The organism is Agrobacterium vitis, assembly GCF_014926405.1.
Classification (GTDB): Bacteria; Pseudomonadota; Alphaproteobacteria; order Rhizobiales; family Rhizobiaceae; genus Allorhizobium; species Allorhizobium vitis_H.
In genome coordinates, this window is the sequence record NZ_JACXXJ020000003.1 from 332,885 (window position 1) to 350,000 (window position 17,116).

Below are 17,116 nucleotides of genomic sequence, written 5' to 3' on the forward strand. Positions count from 1 at the left end.
AGAGGTCCGATACCCGAATGTGTTCTCGAGGATCAGGCCGAGCAGCTACAGAAGGCGAACTCTTCCAAGGCACAATTCGATTTCGTCTTTCAGCATATCGGCGACAATTCTGCCGATGCGAGAGAGCGGCTTTCGCGCGTCGATCGCCAGACCCACCGTTTGGGGCTCTGCACCCTTGTCGCGAACCGGCAGAAAGAGGAGTGACCCGTCCATGATCTCCGGAGCAGCGTCGAGCTCAGACGTAAAAGCGATGTAGCGGCCGCTGCGCGCCAGCTGTTTGACGAGTTGCAATGAATTGGTCACGACCGCCTTCTGCGGGTCCGTGAACAGCCAACCATAACGGGCGTCGAGATAGCGGCGGATGAAGAGTGCCTTGCTCTGCAAAGCGATCGGATGGTGCACCGCTTCCTGCAGGCTCGTGGTTTTTCCTTTCGCTAGTTCGTGCCCGGGGGCGACGACACAGCCGAAGGGAAGGTCAGCGCTCCAAAGAACGTGGACATCGCGCCGGGGGGAGAGATTGAACACGGCGATGATGTCGGCATCGCCAGCCATCAGGGCCGAGAGCGCATCATCTGGGCTGGCAATCTCGACTTCGAGAGAAATCCGTGGGTGCTCTACCGCGAGCTTCTCGATGAAGAGCGGCAGAAAGCCGTTGGCATGACTGTCCATCGCCACCAGCCGCACATGCCCCTGGTGGATACCCTGTAACTGCCGGATATCGGCGGCGGTCTTTCGCTCGTCACTTTTCCAGCGCCGGGCCAGTGCCACCAAGGCGTCACCAGCGGCTGTCAGGCGCATGCCGCGCGGCATACGTTCAAACAGCTCAACACCCAGATCCGCCTCCAGCAACAGGATCTGCCGGTCGATCGCGGATGCGGCAACATTCAATTCCTTGGCCGCCTTCTGGATCGATCCCGAACGGGCGACTTGGTCCGCATAACGTAAGGACGCAGGCACCAGCGATCCACGCATAGCTTCACTCTCCCATCCATTCGAATTATTCGAATGGATGATTGCCTATTCTGCGATAGACGGCAACGGAAAATTCGCCGATTGTCGGAACATCGAACAAAGCGCACTGCACTTTGAGCAACCGTCCGACGAGGAACCCAGATGCAGACAGTGGAAAAAACGATACCGTTTGACACCGCTGCGCAAGTTGATGAGACGACCGACCGGCATGATGCGGGTATACTCTCCAGGCTCACCGAAAGGCTTTGGTCCGCGTTTTCATCGACCCGCCACACCGGTATCCTCCTGGTCGCGCCGGCGCTTCTGTTTCTCGCTGTCTGGTTTCTCTGGCCGGTGCTCGCGATGATCTTTTCCAGCCTTTCGGCGCACAGCGTCGACGGCGTCATGGTGCAGGGGTTTACCCTCGCGAACTACACCCGGCTGTTTTCTTCGGATCTGTATTTTCGGATCCTGCTGCGCACCATCCGCGTCGCATTGCTGACCAGTATTTGCGCCGCGGTCTTCGCCTACCCTCTCGCCATTGCCATCGCCCGCGGTGGGCCGTCGCTTGCAAGACTGGTCACCATCACCATCCTCGCCCCGCTTCTGGTCAATGTCGTGGTCCGCTCATACGGCTGGCAGACAATCCTCAACAAGACCGGCGCGCTGGCCTGGTTATTGAAACTGGTAGGCATCAGCAATCCGCCGGTTCTCCTCTATACCGAATGGGCAGTGCTGATCGCCTGCGTGCACGTCTACCTGCCTTTCATGGTAATGCCGCTCGCCTCGGCGATCGCGCGGATCGACCGGACAGTCGAGGAAGCTGCCCGCGTTGCCGGCGCCACCCGGCTGCGCGTCTTCCTGCGGGTGATCCTGCCGCTCAGCCTTCCGGGCCTTGCCGTCGGCGCATCGCTGGTCTTCTCGCTAAGCTCGGCCGCTTACGTCACGCCGCAGGTTCTCGGCGGCAATTTCTCGCCTCTGCTCGGCACGCTGATCGAACAGCAGATCCTGACGCTCAACGACTGGCCGTTCGGCGCGGCGATATCAACGCTGCTGATCGCCATGGTGCTGGGCGCCAACCTCGTCTTCCTCAAAATCGTCAATCGGCGCTTCGCCCGCTGGACGGAGGCTACACAATGACCGAGACCGTCAGTCCGTTCCTCAAGATTGTAGTCGGCATCATTCTGCTGATAGTCGTTGCCCCCCTGATCGTGCCGCTGCTGATGTCGATTTCCGACACAGCCTACATCGTCTTCCCACCGCAAGGCTTTACCCTCAAATGGTATGCGGCGGTGCTGACCAATCCGGAAGCCCAGGGCAGCTTCCTGTTCTCTCTGGAACTGGCCGCAATAGTCACGATCGTATCGCTGATCCTCGGAATTCCCTGCGCAGTCGGCCTCACCCGTTTCAAGGTGCCGAGGCAAGATATGGTGCTCGGCGTCATCCTGTCACCGCTCATTGTGCCGCTGATCGTCACCGGGGTCGCGCTACTGCAACTGTTCTCGATGATGGCGTCGCGAGCCACCATGCTGCAGCTTGTCATAGGCCATACGGTGATCTGCCTGCCCTATGTCATCCGCTCGGTGTCGGCGAGTTTCGTGCTGGTCAATCGAAACCTTGAGGATGCCGCCTCCGTTCTGGGTGCCGCACCGCATCTCGTTGCCACCAAAGTGATCTGGCCGCAGGTTCGGCCCGGCATCCTCGCCGGCGGCATCTTCTGCTTCATCGTCTCGTTCGACGATTACCCGATCTCGATGTGGCTTGCCGACGGCAACCATTTCCCGATCCCGCTTTACCTCTACACCATCATCGAGCGGTCCTTCGATCCGTCGATCGCCGCCATAGCATCGCTGATGATCTTCTTCGCCCTTCTTCTCGTGCTCGTCATCGAGAAGGTCTTCGGGATCAGCCTTGCCCGCCTGGCTAGTTGATCCGCCCAAGAAATTGACTGCATTCGCTCAACCATAAAAGGGGAAATAACATGACCAATATTTCGAGACGAACATTCGGAAAGCTTGCACTCGGCGCAACCGCGCTTGCAGCCCCCATGGGCTTCGTCCGCAACGGCTGGGCCGCGGGCAAGGAGATCCAGATCGGTATCTGGGGCGGCTCGCAGGGCGAGTTCGTCAAGAAAGAGATCATCCCGGTCTTCGAGAAAGATTTCGACTGCAAGGTCACTGCCGAAGAAGGCTTCACCCTTGCCAATGTCGGCAAGATGCGTGCCACCAAGGACAATCCGAAGTTCTCGGTCATGTTCATCGACGACGTGGCGATCCCGATCTGCAAGTCAGAAGGCCTGATCGAGCAAATGCCGAAGGGCGATATGCCAGCTCTCGCCAACCTCTACCCACGCTTCGGTTTCGACGGCTGGGCAAGCGCCTTAGCCATCTCGGTCGGCAGCATGTTCCACAATTCCTCTGTGACCCCGCCGACAAGCTATGCCGATCTTTGGAAGCCGGAGTATGCTGGCAAACTGAAGCTGGTCAGCCCGAAGAACACCCCGTCGGTCTTCTTCCTGATCGTCGCAGCAGCGGTAAAATCGGGCAAGCCTTTCGCCGAGGCGCAATATCTGATCGACGACAGCTTCGACAAGGTGGCCGAGCTGAAGCCGAATATCATGAACCTGTTCGATAACGGCCCGCAGGCCGCCAACGAAGTGGCACAGGGTCAGGCGGATATCGGCCTGCTGGAGCTGTCGAAATACATCTATCCCTATACAGCGAAGGGCGCTCCGGTGACCATGAGCTTCCCGAAGGAAGGTAGCTTTGCCGGTAACAATTGCCAAGTGCTCGTCAAGGGCGCGCCGAACAGGGATGTCGCGGTCGCCTTCATGAACCGCATGCTGGAGCAGAAAACCCAGAAGGCATTCAGCGAATTTGCCCTGACCGCGCCGCCGGTCAGCGGAATCGAGTTCTCACCCGAAACCCTGAAATACATCGCCTACCCGCTCGCCGAAATGGACAAGCGCGGCCTGTTTACGCCTGACTGGGAATTCATCAACGCCAAACGCTCGGCCTGGACCGAAAAGATGAACGGCATCTTCGCCGTCTGACCACCACAGACAGTGCGGTCGGCCTCAAGGGCCGCCCGCCAACAGCACAAGTCGATGGAGAAAGCCGATGGACAATCCTGTAATGACCTCGAAAAATGGCGGTGGCAGCGTCAAGCTCAGCGGCATCAGCCGCAGCTATGGCGCAAACCAGGTCGTCAGCGACGTCAATCTGGAAGCCCGCAGCGGCGAGATCCTTGCACTTCTCGGTCCTTCGGGCTGCGGCAAGACCACAACGCTGCGGATGATCGCCGGCCTCGTCCAGCCGACATCCGGCGACATCGCCATCGACGGAAAACCGATCACCGACCTTCCGGTCCATCGGCGCAATCTCGGCATGCTGTTCCAGAACTATGCGCTTTTCCCGCACATGACCGTGCTGGAAAACGTCGCCTTCGGCCTGACAATGCGGGGCATCGCAAAGGCCGAGATGAAACAGAGAGCCAGGCAGGCTCTGGCCCTTACGCATCTGACCGGCTTCGAGGACCGGATGCCGGCGGCCCTTTCGGGTGGCCAGCAGCAGCGTGTCGCGCTTGCCCGCGCCATCGTCTACCGGCCCAAGGTCCTGCTTCTCGACGAACCGTTCGGCGCGCTTGACAAGAAGCTCCGCGAGGCGATGCAGATCGAGTTGCGGCAGCTCTGCAACGAGCTGGGGCTGACTACCATCCTCGTCACCCACGACCAGGAGGAGGCGCTGGTCCTTGCAGACCAGATAGCTGTCATGCGTGGCGGCCGCATTGAGCAGGTCGCCCCGGCCCGCGAGATATACGAGCGTCCGACATCGCATTTTGTCGCCGATTTCATCGGCACGTCGAATTTCATGTCCGCAACCATTCTGGACAGGCAGGAAGACAAGACCACATTGCGAAGCGTGACAGGACAAGTGTTCGAAAGCCTTGTGCCAAGCGAACTCGGTGTCGGTCAAAAAGCCGTATTGGCTGTGCGTCCGGAAAGCGTTCGCCTCTCATCTGGCGCAACATCCGACCGCGCAGTCAATGCCGTCAGTGGTCAGATCATCAGAACTGTCTTCAAAGGACAGGCGCTTTCCATCTGGCTGGACATACAGGGCTCGGAATTCGTCTGCTCGCTGCCGATCGACAGCCTCGGAGCCACCCCACCTCAGTCGGGTGAGGTCTGGACCGCGAGCTGGTCGCCAGAACGTACGCTGATTGTCCGGGAGCAGTGATCGTCGATGATAATGCCTCATTCCCGGCCTGCTCCCGCAATCGGTGTCATCCTGCCGTCATCGAACCGTGTCGTCGAGCGGGTCACGAAGACCATTCTTGCCGACTATCCGGGTCTCGATGCCTGCTTTTCCCGCGTGCCCTACGAAGGCCATCCCCCGGACGGCTACACACTCGCCCATTTTCGGCAAGCAGCTGACATGCTCGCCCAGGCCAGACCTGAAGTCATCCTCTGGAATGCAACGCGTGGCGCCTTGCTGGGCTTTGAGCCTGATCGACAGTTGTGTCGGATGATTGAGGAACAGACTGGAATCACTGCCACCACGACGGCCCTGGCGACCTCCAGCTTTCTCAAGAAGCATCGCCTTCAAAGAATAGGATTGATTGCTCAAGGTGATAGACATGAAGGCAAACGTCTGGTGCAGACATTTGGCGACGAAGGCATCGACATCGTCGCTGGCCGCAATCTCGGCATCAAAGATAACTTTGAAGCATCGATGGTTTCGAACGAGACGCTGAAAGGACTTGTGAAGGAACTGGCTGGAGACCCGCTTGATGCCGTGCTGATCTGGAGCACAAACCTCTCAGGCGGGCGCCTCGCAGTAGACCTATCAAAAACCCTCGGGATCCAGGTTCTGGATTCAACGACGCTGGGAACCCAGGATGCAATCTCGTATGTCACAAGTGCTTCCAGCCATGTTAACGGATTGCACAAGTTAAAAGCATTTGGCCAGAAATTGTATGGCAATGCCCACCTGGATAATGGTTCGAAATCGTGATTTCGGCAAAATACGGCCTTTCGCAACCAGAACAATGTGCGCCATCACAGCGATCGCAGATCTCCGTAATTTCTAATGGCGGCGGTGCGCCAAGCATGGCGAAGCCCCGCTTTCGCGGGGCCAGGCCGGTATGGCCTGTTCAGTTGGTGGCGCGGCGGCGGGACCAGATGAGCGCTAGATCCTCGCCTTCCACTTCGACCAGGCTCGCATAGATTGGAGCGGGGAAGCTCGGATCGTCCAGCTTGACCGAGAGGTAGGGGTTACCCTTGTCGGACTGCTTCTTCCATGCGGCTCCGAATTCCGTGGCCGCCGCAAAGACGCGGAAGTCAGGTCCGTTTTCGTTCTCGCCCTCGGCGGGGACGAATTTCACTGACTTGACGTTGAGGGTGAGGGTCTTGACCGAGCCTGTGAAGCCGTTGTCGGTGCGGGAAAAAGTGCCAATCGTAGCCATCACGTGATTTCCTTTTGCTGATCGGGTCGCGCCCATCGCGATCTCGATGATGGTCGTTGGACCGGGGACGATCGGCCCGCACCCAAAGGGCCGGAATGCAATGGAGGGCGGCCGACGACAGCTTTTTTGATGATGTGGACACCCCCACCACTACCGCCGAGAATATCGGCAGGGACCAATCAAACGTTGGAAAGGAAACGGGATGTCCAGGCTGACAATCGGAATCGACCTTGCAAAGAATGTCTTCCAGGTTCACGGCATTGATGACAGCAGTCGTGTCGTGATCGCTCAGAAACTCCGGCGCACACACCTTCTTGCATTCTTTGCCAAGCTGGAGCCGAGTCTGATCGGCATGGAGGCGTGCGGCTCCGCGCATCACTGGGCTCGCGAACTGACAGGCATGGGCCATGAGGTCAAGCTGATGGCGCCGGCTTATGTGAAGCCGTACGTGAAGCGGGGGAAGAACGACATGGTGGATGCCGAGGCGATCTGCGAGGCTGTGACCCGGCCGACCATGCGGTTCGTTCCAATCAAAACCGCGTCGCAGCAGTCGATCCTGATGGTGCACAAGTCGCGTGCTCTCCTCATCCGGCAGAGGACCATGCTGGTGAACGCCTTACGAGGCCATCTCACCGAGATCGGCATCGTGGCGCCGGTCGGGATCGAAAGAACGGCAGAGCTCGTCGAGCGGGTGCTCGCACACGAGCCGACAGAGCTGGACGTTCCGCCGCTCGTGACTGACATTGTCGTATCCTTGGCCAGGCAAATCGACTCCCTGACCGCCGAGGTCAGGACACTTGAAGCCAAGATACGCGAATGGCAACGAACGAGCGAAGCAGGCCGCAGGCTTGCGACGATCCCGGGCGTCGGCGTCATCACTGCCACAGCACTGGCGGCGACGGTGCCTGATGCGTCAGTCTTCAGGTCGGGGCGAGAATTTGCCGCATGGCTCGGGCTGACGCCACGATCGAATTCGTCTGGAGGAAAAGAGCGCCTCGGCAGGATCACGAAGGCCGGGAACCGATATCTGCGAACGCTGCTGATCGTCGGCGCGACAGCCGTCCTCAGGCATGTCAGGCATAAGATGCACGGGCCGCTCATCGAGTGGGTCAGGAAATTGTTGTTAACGAAGCCCCCGCGCCTGACGACCGTGGCGCTGGCGAACAAGATGGCGCGGATCGCATGGGCCGTGATGACTCGGCAGACGGTATACACAAACGCCATCGCATAGAAACCGACGCACCAGCGTCACCGAGTTCGGAGGGCCTGCCAGACGATCGTGATGAATACCGGTTCCGCCGGGGATCAGGACAACCCGTTCGCGAGACTGCATCTGCAGAATGCGCTTTTTTGATTGGGACCATGATCCGCGGATTTCATCAAGGCCCGCGGCCGTTCGGCCGATCATCAGAGAGGCCGGACATATGCGAGCAGCCAGCCGGGTTCAAAAAGATCAGAAGAAAGGCTTGACCGAGGGGGTGTCCACATATGCTTCGCGATGTAAAGCCGTAGGCGGCGGAAAAAAGCTGACGGCGGACGTTGCGGGATCAAGATAGAGGCTGCGCTCGCGTTGCCGGTCTTCGGTCAGACCAGATCAATCGAGTTCGCGGTGGGCTTGATTTGTTCAGTCGGGAAAAGGAAATCATTGATGGCGTCTGTTGATCAGCACTTTCCCTTGAGCACCGACAACGGCTTTGCTGGCTCCCATGCGAACTTGACGATTACCTCAACGCCAAGTCGGTGAAACTACCCGCTTGCCATTCGGGAAAACAAAAACGGACGTGACTTTCGCCTTCGCATTTGCCCAGAGAAACGAGTTCGCCGCGCGTGGGTGCATGGTTCTGTCACAGCAGGGCCATCGCCTGTCTCTCGGTCAAGCTGGACTGTCGGGCCTTTCACTCGGATCATCGCGACGCAGGCATGGTCGAGGTGGTTGCCGAGAATTGATGCAGCCTCGTCCAACGCCGGACCATCACTCAACAGGCCACGGTCTGGTTTCGTGAACGTGGCTGGCTTCCTCGCGAGATACCCACCGCCGCCATCCCTTGCGTCAGCGATCGTTACCGAAGGCAAAGACCCGCAAGGGGCTTTGCGAGTTGCCACAGGCAGCGAGTAGAGCGCGGCCGATGGGGACGCGATACTCACCCTCTCGGCATACATCACCACCTTCCGAGAAAGGTAGAAATTGCCGTTACTCGATGGTCTCCACGATCTCGTAGCGTTTGATAAACGCACCAACGCCATCATTGAGGAATGCGAGCAGCGTGTCTTTCGACACGGGGAGCGTCTCGATCTTCTCGATATGCATGCGCGGCCACTCTCCGTCCGGATCTTCGATGATATCATTTCGAAGCTCCATGACGGCTGCTCGCGCTGAATGAACGTCGCCAAAAAAGTTATCCGGAATGCCTGTGTAGGCCCACCGTTGTTCCTCTGGCTCTGTGGCTGCTGAATAGGTGTAAAAAGTAAAAGACGGCTCCTGAGACACGATTTCCTCCAACATACCAAGCCCGGTTTCCCGGATTTCATGAACGACGACACCAACATAACCGACGAATTCCGGCTCTAAAACTGTAGGATTCTACAGGGCCGCTGTCGTTCCATGTGCTGGTAGCTTTCAACGTTCATGGGGCCGTGACGGATTGGCCAGCTTCGAAAGAGCGGACAGGCCGACGAATATGCCGCCAACGACACAGAAGATTTGTCGCCAGATTTCAGAGGGAATGGCTTCGTGGGTTATGCAATGCACGAGAGCATAGCCTGCGGTGGCGGCAGGGATCGCGAATATCAGAGCTATCGCAAGGCGTAGGCCCGGTGAGTGCAGCGTGGCAAAGAGGTAGGCCAGAAGGCCGTAAGCCGCCACACCTGCGAACAGCCCGACGATACCTGCGCCGACAAAACCGGCGCCAGTCGCGAAGGCAAGGCGCGTCATGGTGACGGCGAACAGGAACGGCAGCGCGTAGGTCGCCAGCGTATAGGCCAGCGCACACATTGCGCCGATCAGTACAACGGACAACATTGTCAGTGGCACCATCTCTGGACTCCCTAGATTTCTCTACATGGTCAATCCGTTGATCCGGTCGAGGTCTCCGGCCGCGCCAGTTCGGCGCGGCCGGAATTTTCCTCGGGGACGGTCGGGAACAGGCCGGAACCGCTTGCGCGGCTCCGGCCATGGCGGTTCACTCGGCGGCAATGTGGAAGGTTGTGCCATCCACCTCGACGCAGTTTTCTTCAACGCCGTGGTCTGCCGTGTCTGTTGCCGGTGTTTCCGGGTCAAGTTCGACAGCTTCCCGGGTTTCTGCAACTTCACCCGCTTCTGCCTGCGATGCGGGCCGCTCGGTGCGCAGCAGTGGCGGCAACCATCCGGTCCCGGCCAGCACCTGCTCTGCGGCTTCCGCCATAGGCTGCTTTTTCATGGCCGCGATGCGATCCGCTGCCTCGTCGCCCACGGCTTCCCGCACGGCTGCGAGAATATGCGCCTTGGTGACGCGCCCGAAGTAGGTGCGCACGGTTGGCGTCCACTGCTGGTTCATATCCAGCACAAGCGCCGTCGCCAGCTTATCGGCAGTCCGCTGCGCACGGGGCCGTTGTTCCCAGGGCAGCTTGAGGGCATTAACGGTCAGCGATGCGCAATGGGCGAACAACGCCATGATGCTCACGTGATCCAGCCCCACGATGAAGTCCCAGAGTTCGCCCACGTCCTGCGGCATATCTGCCGCCCATCCGCCATGACGATCCGCCAGCATCTTCGCCGCCGCCGTGTCCTCGATACCGTCCGCATGCCCGCCAAGCTGCGAACTGTTGGGGCGGATTTCGAGGGCGTTGGCATCTACGCTACGATAGAACATCTGTGCGGCAAGGGCGTGTGTGACAGCAATCAGGGCGATATCCGGCTGCTCACCAAGTGCGAGGCGAAGTCCAAGCGTCCGGTGCGCCGTAAGGTCGCGGGTAAGAAGATCGGTGAGCGGCTGACCCGCATCGCCCTCCTCTTCTTCCTGCGGCACGAGGCCGGATATGTGGTTGCTCTCCCCGTCACGCTCATCGTCTTCGATGAATTCCCCGTCCGCATTGACGCGGACACCATCGATAACGCCTCCGGCGTCGTCCTGTTCAGGTTCCGGCTTTTCGTCCTCTGTGCGGATAAAGCCGCGCTCGATGCGGGCCGTTCCGTCATGGTTCAGCGTCACGAAGACGCCGCCCCGGCTGATGTCTTCGGGATCATGTCCTTCGCGCATCGCGTCGATCCGCTCGATCTCGGCTTCAAGCTCGGCAAAACGTTCGTCCACATCGGGAGGCAAGTCGTCGTCCGTGTTCTCCCATTCCGCCGTCAGATCATCGAACTCGTGCTTCGCGGCTGCATAGGCGGCTTCGTCTGCCTCGGAAAGCTCCACCGTCTGCGGGTAGATACGCCGCATACCATGGGCGTGCGGGAAATCGATGAAGGCTTCCACCCATTTCCAGCCTTCGGCTTCTCTGAGGTCTGCGGCGATCCCTTCCAGCTTGGCGATGACAAGCTGGTCCAGAAGTGCGGGATCGTCATAGTATCCGCCGCGATCCTCGGTAAACAAATCGCGGATGATGGTGCCGCCCGCTTCCGTATAGGCCTCCGGACCGACAAATATTGCCTTGCGGTCGTTCGCCTGCACATGTGTCCGTGTCAGGTCGCGGCGGATCGTCCACGGTTCACGGTTATAGCCAAGCCCGGCATAAACCTGTTCCTGCCGCGCATGGTCGTCGGTGACGGCAAAGGCCATCAGCTGGTCCAGCGTCAGATCGCCATCGCGATAGACCTGCATCAGCTTCGGGTTGACTGCGCCAAGGCGCATCCGCTGCTTCACCACATGCGCCGTTACACCGAAGCGGGCAGCGATTTCCTCGGCTCCCCAACCGCGATGTTCGGCAAGCTCACGAAACGCCTCGAACTGGTCTGCCGGGTGCATCGCCTCGCGGGTGACGTTTTCGTCAAGGCTGATTTCCTGAGGATCGTTTGCGGTATCGAGAACGCACCGAACGTGTTCAGTCTTCCCGATCTGCTTGCGCTTGACGCGCAAAAGATGCGCCAGCCTGCGGCCTTCGCCAACCGTCACCAGATAGAAGCCGGTCGGTTCGCCTACATCGTCCGCCTCCGGTTCGACCACGAGGTTCTGCAGCATGCCCTTTGCGGCGATGCTGGCCGCAAGCGCCTCGATATGTGCCTCGCTGTGCGGGGTCTTCCTCGCATTGCGCGGCGACTTCTTGAGCTTGTCGAGGGGAATGAAGAGTTCTGCGCCGCTTATGGCTTTCGTTGCTGGCAGCAAAGCAACCACCTCTGCCACGGCGTCCCCGACGCTGCGGATATCCGCAGTCGCTGCTGTCGCCTCTACCGCCGTCGCAACGGTGACGGCCTTCTTCTGTGTCCTTGCCATTGTTCCAATCCTTTCCCGTTAATGCCGGAGGCATGTCCCCGACATGCCTCCCGGGGGCGCGTGAGCGCGCGGGGATGGAGGGGGCAAATGCCAGCGAGCATGGCCGGGCTGCGCGGTGAGCGGGACGGATCAGATCTGTTGGACAGTGCAAACCTATGCTCCGGCCTGCGAGCGGGCGGTACTGCCATGCGCAGGTGGCGTTTGCAGGGGAGAAAGGGGTAAGACCCCTTGGCGTCCCCCACGATCGGCAAGGCATCGTCCGCAGCCGATCAGGGAAAAGCGAGCGCAGCTCTCCTTATGTCCATTGGCGAGTGCTAGATCTACGATCACGCAATGACGCGGGTGGTCATGGAAACGAAGAACGCAAAATAATTCTACGCGCAGGGGGATTCGCCCGCCGCAAAATTCAAGTATTCTTACGCCAATGCCCTCTGTTTCCGCCGCATGGTCTACGATTGACTGCGAGCCGGAACGTGAAGGGACGGTACTCTACGATGGAGGTCGCTGTCATGCCCGCGATTTCGCATTCAAATCCGCCGGCCGCCGGCCCAGTCTTTGCCCGGAGCGGAATGGTCCGCTCAAGGTCGAGGATGGTCTTGTGGCAAAGCGGAAAGGGACAGCGGCAAACAGCGTGCGGGTCGTGCTCGCACCCGCCGACGACATGCCGGTCTACGACCCGTCAAAGCCCGATCCCCGCCTCCGGGAACTTGTCCGCTTGCTTGCGCGACAGGCTGCCCGTAAATTCGTCGAAGCCGAACAGGAGCGCGCCACCCGCGAACGCCTCCTCAAATAGGGAGGCCATCTCATGAAGGCTGCGCTTTACGCTCGCTATTCCTCCGACAACCAGCGTGATGCCTCCATCGAGGACCAACTTCGCATTTGCCGCACGCGTGCCGAGCGTGAAGGCTGGACAATCGTGGACAGTTATACCGATCGCGCCATTTCCGGTGCCTCTCTGATCCGGCCGGGTATTCAGGAACTGATCGCGGATGGGTTAAAGCGACGCTTCGACGTCATCCTGACGGAATCGCTCGACCGCCTTTCGCGCGATCAGGAAGATATTGCCGGGCTCTACAAGCGCATGCGCTTTGCCGGCGTCAGCATCTTTACGCTTTCCGAAGGAGAAGTCAGCGAACTCCATATCGGTCTCAAGGGCACGATGGGCGCGCTCTACCTGAAAGACCTTGCCGACAAGACACGCCGTGGCCTGCGCGGCCGGGTGGAAGAAGGCAAATCGGGCGGCGGCCTCTGCTACGGCTACGACGTCGTGCGGCACGTCGAACCATCAGGCGAAACGAACCGCGGCGAGCGCACCATCAACGAGCCGGAAGCCAATATCGTCCGGCGGATTTTTACGGAATATCTGGCTGGCAAGTCCTCGCGCACGATTGCCATGGTGCTGAACGGCGAAGGTGTGCCAGGTCCGCAAGGCAGCGAATGGGGACCATCCACCATTCATGGCAATCCGAAGCGTGGGACCGGCATTCTCAACAATGAGCTTTATGTCGGGAAACTGGTCTGGAACCGCCTGCGATACTTGAAGGACCCAGATACAGGCAAACGCGTATCCCGCCCCAATCCGGAAACCGATTGGGTCGTTAATGACGTGCCGGATCTGCGTATCGTCGATCAGAACCTCTGGGATGCGGTGAAGACGCGGCAGGAGCAGCTGGCGCTGGAACCCGGCACCCTGCCTGGCGACAACCGTATCCTGAACGAACGCCGCCGGCCAAAACACCTGTTCACCGGGCTCGTCAAATGTGGCTGCTGCGGTGGCGGTTATTCGATGATTTCGAAGGACATGCTCGGCTGCACCAACGCCCGGACCAAGGGGACTTGCGCCAACCGGATGAACATCCGCCGCGACACGCTCGAACAATCAGTTCTGAACGGACTCGACAAGCACCTGATGGAACCGGAGCTCTACAAGGAGTTTTGCGATGAGTTCACGCGTGAAGTGAACAAGGCGCGGATGGAGGCTCGCGCCTCACTTGATTCAACGGCCGCCGAGATCAAACGGATCGATCGCGAACTTGACACTCTCCTCGACCTTATTCTGAAGGGTGGTGCTGCCGACAGGATCAACGCGAAGATGGTGGCGCTCGAAGCGCGCAAGAAAGAGCTGGTCGGCTTCCTCGACGATGCGGAGGAGCCACCTCCCCTGCTGCATCCCAATCTGGCAAAATATTATCATGAGGAAATCGGTGCACTTCACCACCAGCTTGGCAATGAAGAAACGCGAGCACTGGCGGCCGACAAACTCCGCACGCTGGTCAGCCGTATCGATCTCGTGCCCGACGGCGCGGAATTGGTGATCGTGCTGCGGGGCGATCTGGCCGCGATCCTGACGTTTGCATCTGGCAAGAGGAAGCCGGAGTTTCTCAACGAGCGGGCAATTCTGGAAGATCTCATGGGCCGTGCTGATCAATCCGGTATCCAGAAACGCAAAAAACCCCACGAAGGGGCTTTGTTGGGATCGCAGGAATGGTTGGTTGCGGGGGCAGGATTTGAACCTGCGGCCTTCAGGTTATGAGCCTGACGAGCTACCGGGCTGCTCCACCCCGCGTTATATATTGTTATGCGTTAACGGAATAAGGGTCGCTTGAGCGACCCTTTATGTTTTCGGCGGGGCCGATGTTTGTGAGAGAAGATGATTGATTTGAGTATGAACATTGCGCTTAGCAGACCTGGCAGCGACCTACTCTCCCGCGTCTTAAGACGAAGTACCATTGGCGCAGGGGCGTTTCACGGCCGTGTTCGGAATGGGAACGGGTGCGGCCGCCCCGCCATGACCACCAGGTCAGCTAAGGGCAATGTTGATGCTTTGCATCAACATTGTTCCCTTTTCTTTGGCAAACCCATCTTCTTCGCTTGCGCTCAGAAGGGTGCCAAAGCGTTGATACGGAACCGTATTGATGCTTTGCATAATTGAGAAGCTGGTGGGCGTTGCCCGTTTTCTTATTGTGTGAACACGTCTTTTTTGTTTCCGTGGCCGTGACGAGCTCCGCTCGCAAGGCCAAGGGCCGTCGCACCTGATGGTGCGGGCCGTCCGCAGCGAAGGCTCAAAGAGCCGACAGCGTCAGGACAAAACAGATGGCATCATCAAAGCCGAAGGCTTTGATGAGCATGGTCAATGAGAACGATTAAGCCAATCGAGCTATTAGTAACGGTAAGCTTCGCAGGTTACCCTGCTTCCACACCCGTCCTATCAACGTGGTCGTCTTCCACGGCTCTGATAGGGAATACTCGTTTTCAGGTTGGTTTCCCGCTTAGATGCCTTCAGCGGTTATCCATTCCATATATAGCTACCCTGCTATGCCGTTGGCACGACAACAGGTCCACCAGAGATATGTCCATCCCGGTCCTCTCGTACTAGGGACAGATCCTGTCAATATTCCTACACCCACGGCAGATAGGGACCGAACTGTCTCACGACGTTCTGAACCCAGCTCACGTACCGCTTTAATTGGCGAACAGCCAAACCCTTGGGACCTGCTCCAGCCCCAGGATGCGATGAGCCGACATCGAGGTGCCAAACAACCCCGTCGATATGGACTCTTGGGGGTCATCAGCCTGTTATCCCCGGCGTACCTTTTATCCGTTGAGCGATGGCCCTTCCACGCGGGACCACCGGATCACTATGACCGACTTTCGTCTCTGCTCGACTTGTCAGTCTCGCAGTCAGGCGGGCTTATGCCATTGCACTCGACGACCGATTTCCGACCGGTCTGAGCCCACCATCGCGCGCCTCCGTTACTCTTTCGGAGGCGACCGCCCCAGTCAAACTACCCACCATACACTGTCCCGGATCCGGATAACGGACCGCGGTTAGACATCCATGACGATAAGGGTGGTATTTCAAGGATGGCTCCACTCGAACTGGCGTCCAAGCTTCAAAGCCTACCACCTATCCTACACATGCCGACACGAATGCCAGTGTAAAGCTATAGTAAAGGTGCACGGGGTCTTTCCGTCTGACCGCAGGAACCCCGCATCTTCACGGGGAATTCAATTTCACTGAGTCTATGTTGGAGACAGCGGGGAAGTCGTTACGCCATTCGTGCAGGTCGGAACTTACCCGACAAGGAATTTCGCTACCTTAGGACCGTTATAGTTACGGCCGCCGTTTACTGGGGCTTCAATTCAAAGCTTGCACCTCTCCTTTTAACCTTCCAGCACCGGGCAGGCGTCAGACCCTATACGTCGTCTTGCGACTTCGCAGAGCCCTGTGTTTTTGATAAACAGTCGCTACCCCCTGGTCTGTGCCACCCCTCTCCACTTGCGTAAAAAGGGGTCACGCTTCTTCCGAAGTTACGCGTGCAATTTGCCGAGTTCCTTCAACATAGTTCTCTCAAGCGCCTTGGTATACTCTACCTGACCACCTGTGTCGGTTTCGGGTACGGTCTATACGGTGGAGCTATTTCCTGGAACCACTCCACTGCACAATCAATCCAGTAAGACTGTACAATTTGTGTGATCCGTCACTACCACCAGGCCCACGAATATTAACGTGGTTCCCATCGACTACGCATTTCTGCCTCGCCTTAGGGGCCGGCTAACCCTGCTCAGATTAACTTTAAGCAGGAACCCTTGGTCTTTCGGCGAGGGGGTCTCTCACCCCCTTTATCGTTACTCATGTCAACATTCGCACTTCCGATACCTCCAGGATGTCTCACGACTGTCCCTTCACAGGCTTACGGAACGCTCCGCTACCACGTGCATTACTGCACATCCTCAGCTTCGGTGCATGGCTTTAGCCCCGTTACATTTTCGGCGCAAAGACCCTTATTTAGACCAGTGAGCTGTTACGCTTTCTTTAAATGATGGCTGCTTCTAAGCCAACATCCTGGTTGTTTTGGGATCCTCACATCCTTTCCCACTTAGCCATGACTTGGGGACCTTAGCTGGAGGTCAGGGTTGTTGCCCTCTTCACGACGGACGTTAGCACCCGCCGTGTGTCTGCCGATTAGTACTCTCAGGTATTCGGAGTTTGGTTAGGATCAGTAAGACGGTGAGTCCCCATAGCCCATCCAGTGCTCTACCCCCTGAGGTATTCGATCGACGCACTACCTAAATAGTTTTCGCGGAGAACCAGCTATTTCCGAGTTTGATTGGCCTTTCACCCCTAACCACAAGTCATCCCAATCTATTGCAACAGATGCGGGTTCGGTCCTCCAGTTGGTGTTACCCAACCTTCAACCTGCTCATGGCTAGATCACTCGGTTTCGGGTCTAATGCAACTAACTCAATCGCGCTATTAACACTCGCTTTCGCTGCGCCTACACCTACCGGCTTAA

At 58.4% G+C, this 17,116-nt stretch carries 13 protein-coding genes, 1 tRNA gene, 2 rRNA genes and 1 pseudogene (1 of these 17 only partly in view); 8 read left to right on the forward strand and 9 right to left on the reverse strand.

Features of this window, described 5'->3' with window-relative positions; all coding sequences use genetic code 11:
* Positions 1-45 precede the first annotated feature (45 nt).
* The gene (locus IEI95_RS03120; RefSeq protein ID WP_194415881.1) at positions 46-972 is read right to left on the reverse strand and encodes a LysR family transcriptional regulator; all 927 of its coding nucleotides are present in this window, start codon (positions 970-972) and stop codon (positions 46-48) included.
* 141 nt (positions 973-1,113) lie between these two features.
* On the opposite strand from IEI95_RS03120, the gene IEI95_RS03125 reads away from it, so the two are divergent.
* From IEI95_RS03125 to IEI95_RS03145, 5 genes are all read left to right on the forward strand, one after another.
* Positions 1,114-2,091, forward strand: coding sequence for an ABC transporter permease (locus IEI95_RS03125; RefSeq protein ID WP_194415883.1), 978 nt, complete (start codon positions 1,114-1,116; stop codon positions 2,089-2,091).
* Positions 2,088-2,882, forward strand: a complete 795-nt coding sequence (locus IEI95_RS03130) for an ABC transporter permease (protein ID WP_194415885.1) — start codon at positions 2,088-2,090, stop codon at positions 2,880-2,882. Before IEI95_RS03125 ends, IEI95_RS03130 begins: the two co-directional genes overlap by 4 nt.
* Before the next feature lie 50 nt (positions 2,883-2,932).
* On the forward strand, positions 2,933-4,003 hold the full coding sequence (locus tag IEI95_RS03135) for an extracellular solute-binding protein (RefSeq protein ID WP_194415887.1): 1,071 nt from the start codon (positions 2,933-2,935) through the stop codon (positions 4,001-4,003).
* Between the two features lie 67 nt (positions 4,004-4,070).
* Positions 4,071-5,186 (forward strand): ABC transporter ATP-binding protein, encoded by a 1,116-nt coding sequence (locus IEI95_RS03140; protein WP_194415889.1) that lies wholly within the window; start codon positions 4,071-4,073, stop codon positions 5,184-5,186.
* A gap of 198 nt (positions 5,187-5,384) precedes the next feature.
* The gene (locus IEI95_RS03145) at positions 5,385-5,963 is read left to right on the forward strand and encodes an aspartate racemase/maleate isomerase family protein (protein ID WP_194415891.1); all 579 of its coding nucleotides are present in this window, start codon (positions 5,385-5,387) and stop codon (positions 5,961-5,963) included.
* A gap of 139 nt (positions 5,964-6,102) precedes the next feature.
* Here IEI95_RS03145 and IEI95_RS03150 read toward each other — a convergent pair whose 3' ends face one another.
* Positions 6,103-6,414, reverse strand: a complete 312-nt coding sequence (locus IEI95_RS03150) for a DUF736 domain-containing protein (protein ID WP_060718461.1) — start codon at positions 6,412-6,414, stop codon at positions 6,103-6,105.
* A 202-nt stretch (positions 6,415-6,616) separates the two neighbouring features.
* Here IEI95_RS03150 and IEI95_RS03155 point away from each other — a divergent pair, with 202 nt between their 5' ends.
* A complete protein-coding gene (locus IEI95_RS03155) occupies positions 6,617-7,645 on the forward strand; it encodes an IS110 family RNA-guided transposase (protein ID WP_060718548.1) in 1,029 nt (342 codons plus the stop codon).
* 960 nt (positions 7,646-8,605) lie between these two features.
* Here the strand turns inward: IEI95_RS03155 and IEI95_RS03160 are convergent.
* The 3 genes from IEI95_RS03160 to IEI95_RS03170 all read right to left on the reverse strand — a co-directional run bounded on the left by IEI95_RS03160 (position 8,606) and on the right by IEI95_RS03170 (position 11,819).
* Positions 8,606-8,902, reverse strand: coding sequence for a hypothetical protein (locus tag IEI95_RS03160; protein ID WP_194415893.1), 297 nt, complete (start codon positions 8,900-8,902; stop codon positions 8,606-8,608).
* Positions 8,903-9,031: 129 nt separating this feature from the next.
* Positions 9,032-9,448: a hypothetical protein gene (locus tag IEI95_RS03165; RefSeq protein WP_194415895.1), complete on the reverse strand. Its 417-nt coding sequence runs from the start codon at positions 9,446-9,448 to the stop codon at positions 9,032-9,034.
* Positions 9,449-9,593: 145 nt separating this feature from the next.
* On the reverse strand, positions 9,594-11,819 hold the full coding sequence (locus IEI95_RS03170) for a ParB/RepB/Spo0J family partition protein (RefSeq protein ID WP_194415897.1): 2,226 nt from the start codon (positions 11,817-11,819) through the stop codon (positions 9,594-9,596).
* 598 nt (positions 11,820-12,417) lie between these two features.
* Here IEI95_RS03170 and IEI95_RS03175 point away from each other — a divergent pair.
* Both IEI95_RS03175 and IEI95_RS29250 read left to right on the forward strand, forming a co-directional pair.
* Positions 12,418-12,612, forward strand: coding sequence for a hypothetical protein (locus IEI95_RS03175; RefSeq protein WP_168306884.1), 195 nt, complete (start codon positions 12,418-12,420; stop codon positions 12,610-12,612).
* Between the two features lie 12 nt (positions 12,613-12,624).
* A pseudogene (locus IEI95_RS29250) lies at positions 12,625-13,704 on the forward strand (recombinase family protein); the annotation flags it as partial.
* Positions 13,705-13,815: 111 nt separating this feature from the next.
* On the opposite strand, the gene IEI95_RS29255 reads toward IEI95_RS29250, so the two are convergent.
* The 4 genes from IEI95_RS29255 to IEI95_RS03195 form a co-directional block, all read right to left on the reverse strand.
* On the reverse strand, positions 13,816-14,247 hold the full coding sequence (locus IEI95_RS29255; protein ID WP_234934158.1) for a hypothetical protein: 432 nt from the start codon (positions 14,245-14,247) through the stop codon (positions 13,816-13,818).
* 61 nt (positions 14,248-14,308) lie between these two features.
* Positions 14,309-14,385 (reverse strand) — tRNA-Met (locus tag IEI95_RS03185).
* A gap of 119 nt (positions 14,386-14,504) precedes the next feature.
* Positions 14,505-14,619, reverse strand: a 5S ribosomal RNA gene (gene rrf, locus IEI95_RS03190).
* Positions 14,620-14,958: 339 nt separating this feature from the next.
* A 23S ribosomal RNA gene (locus IEI95_RS03195) occupies positions 14,959-17,116 on the reverse strand (it continues 754 nt past the right edge of the window).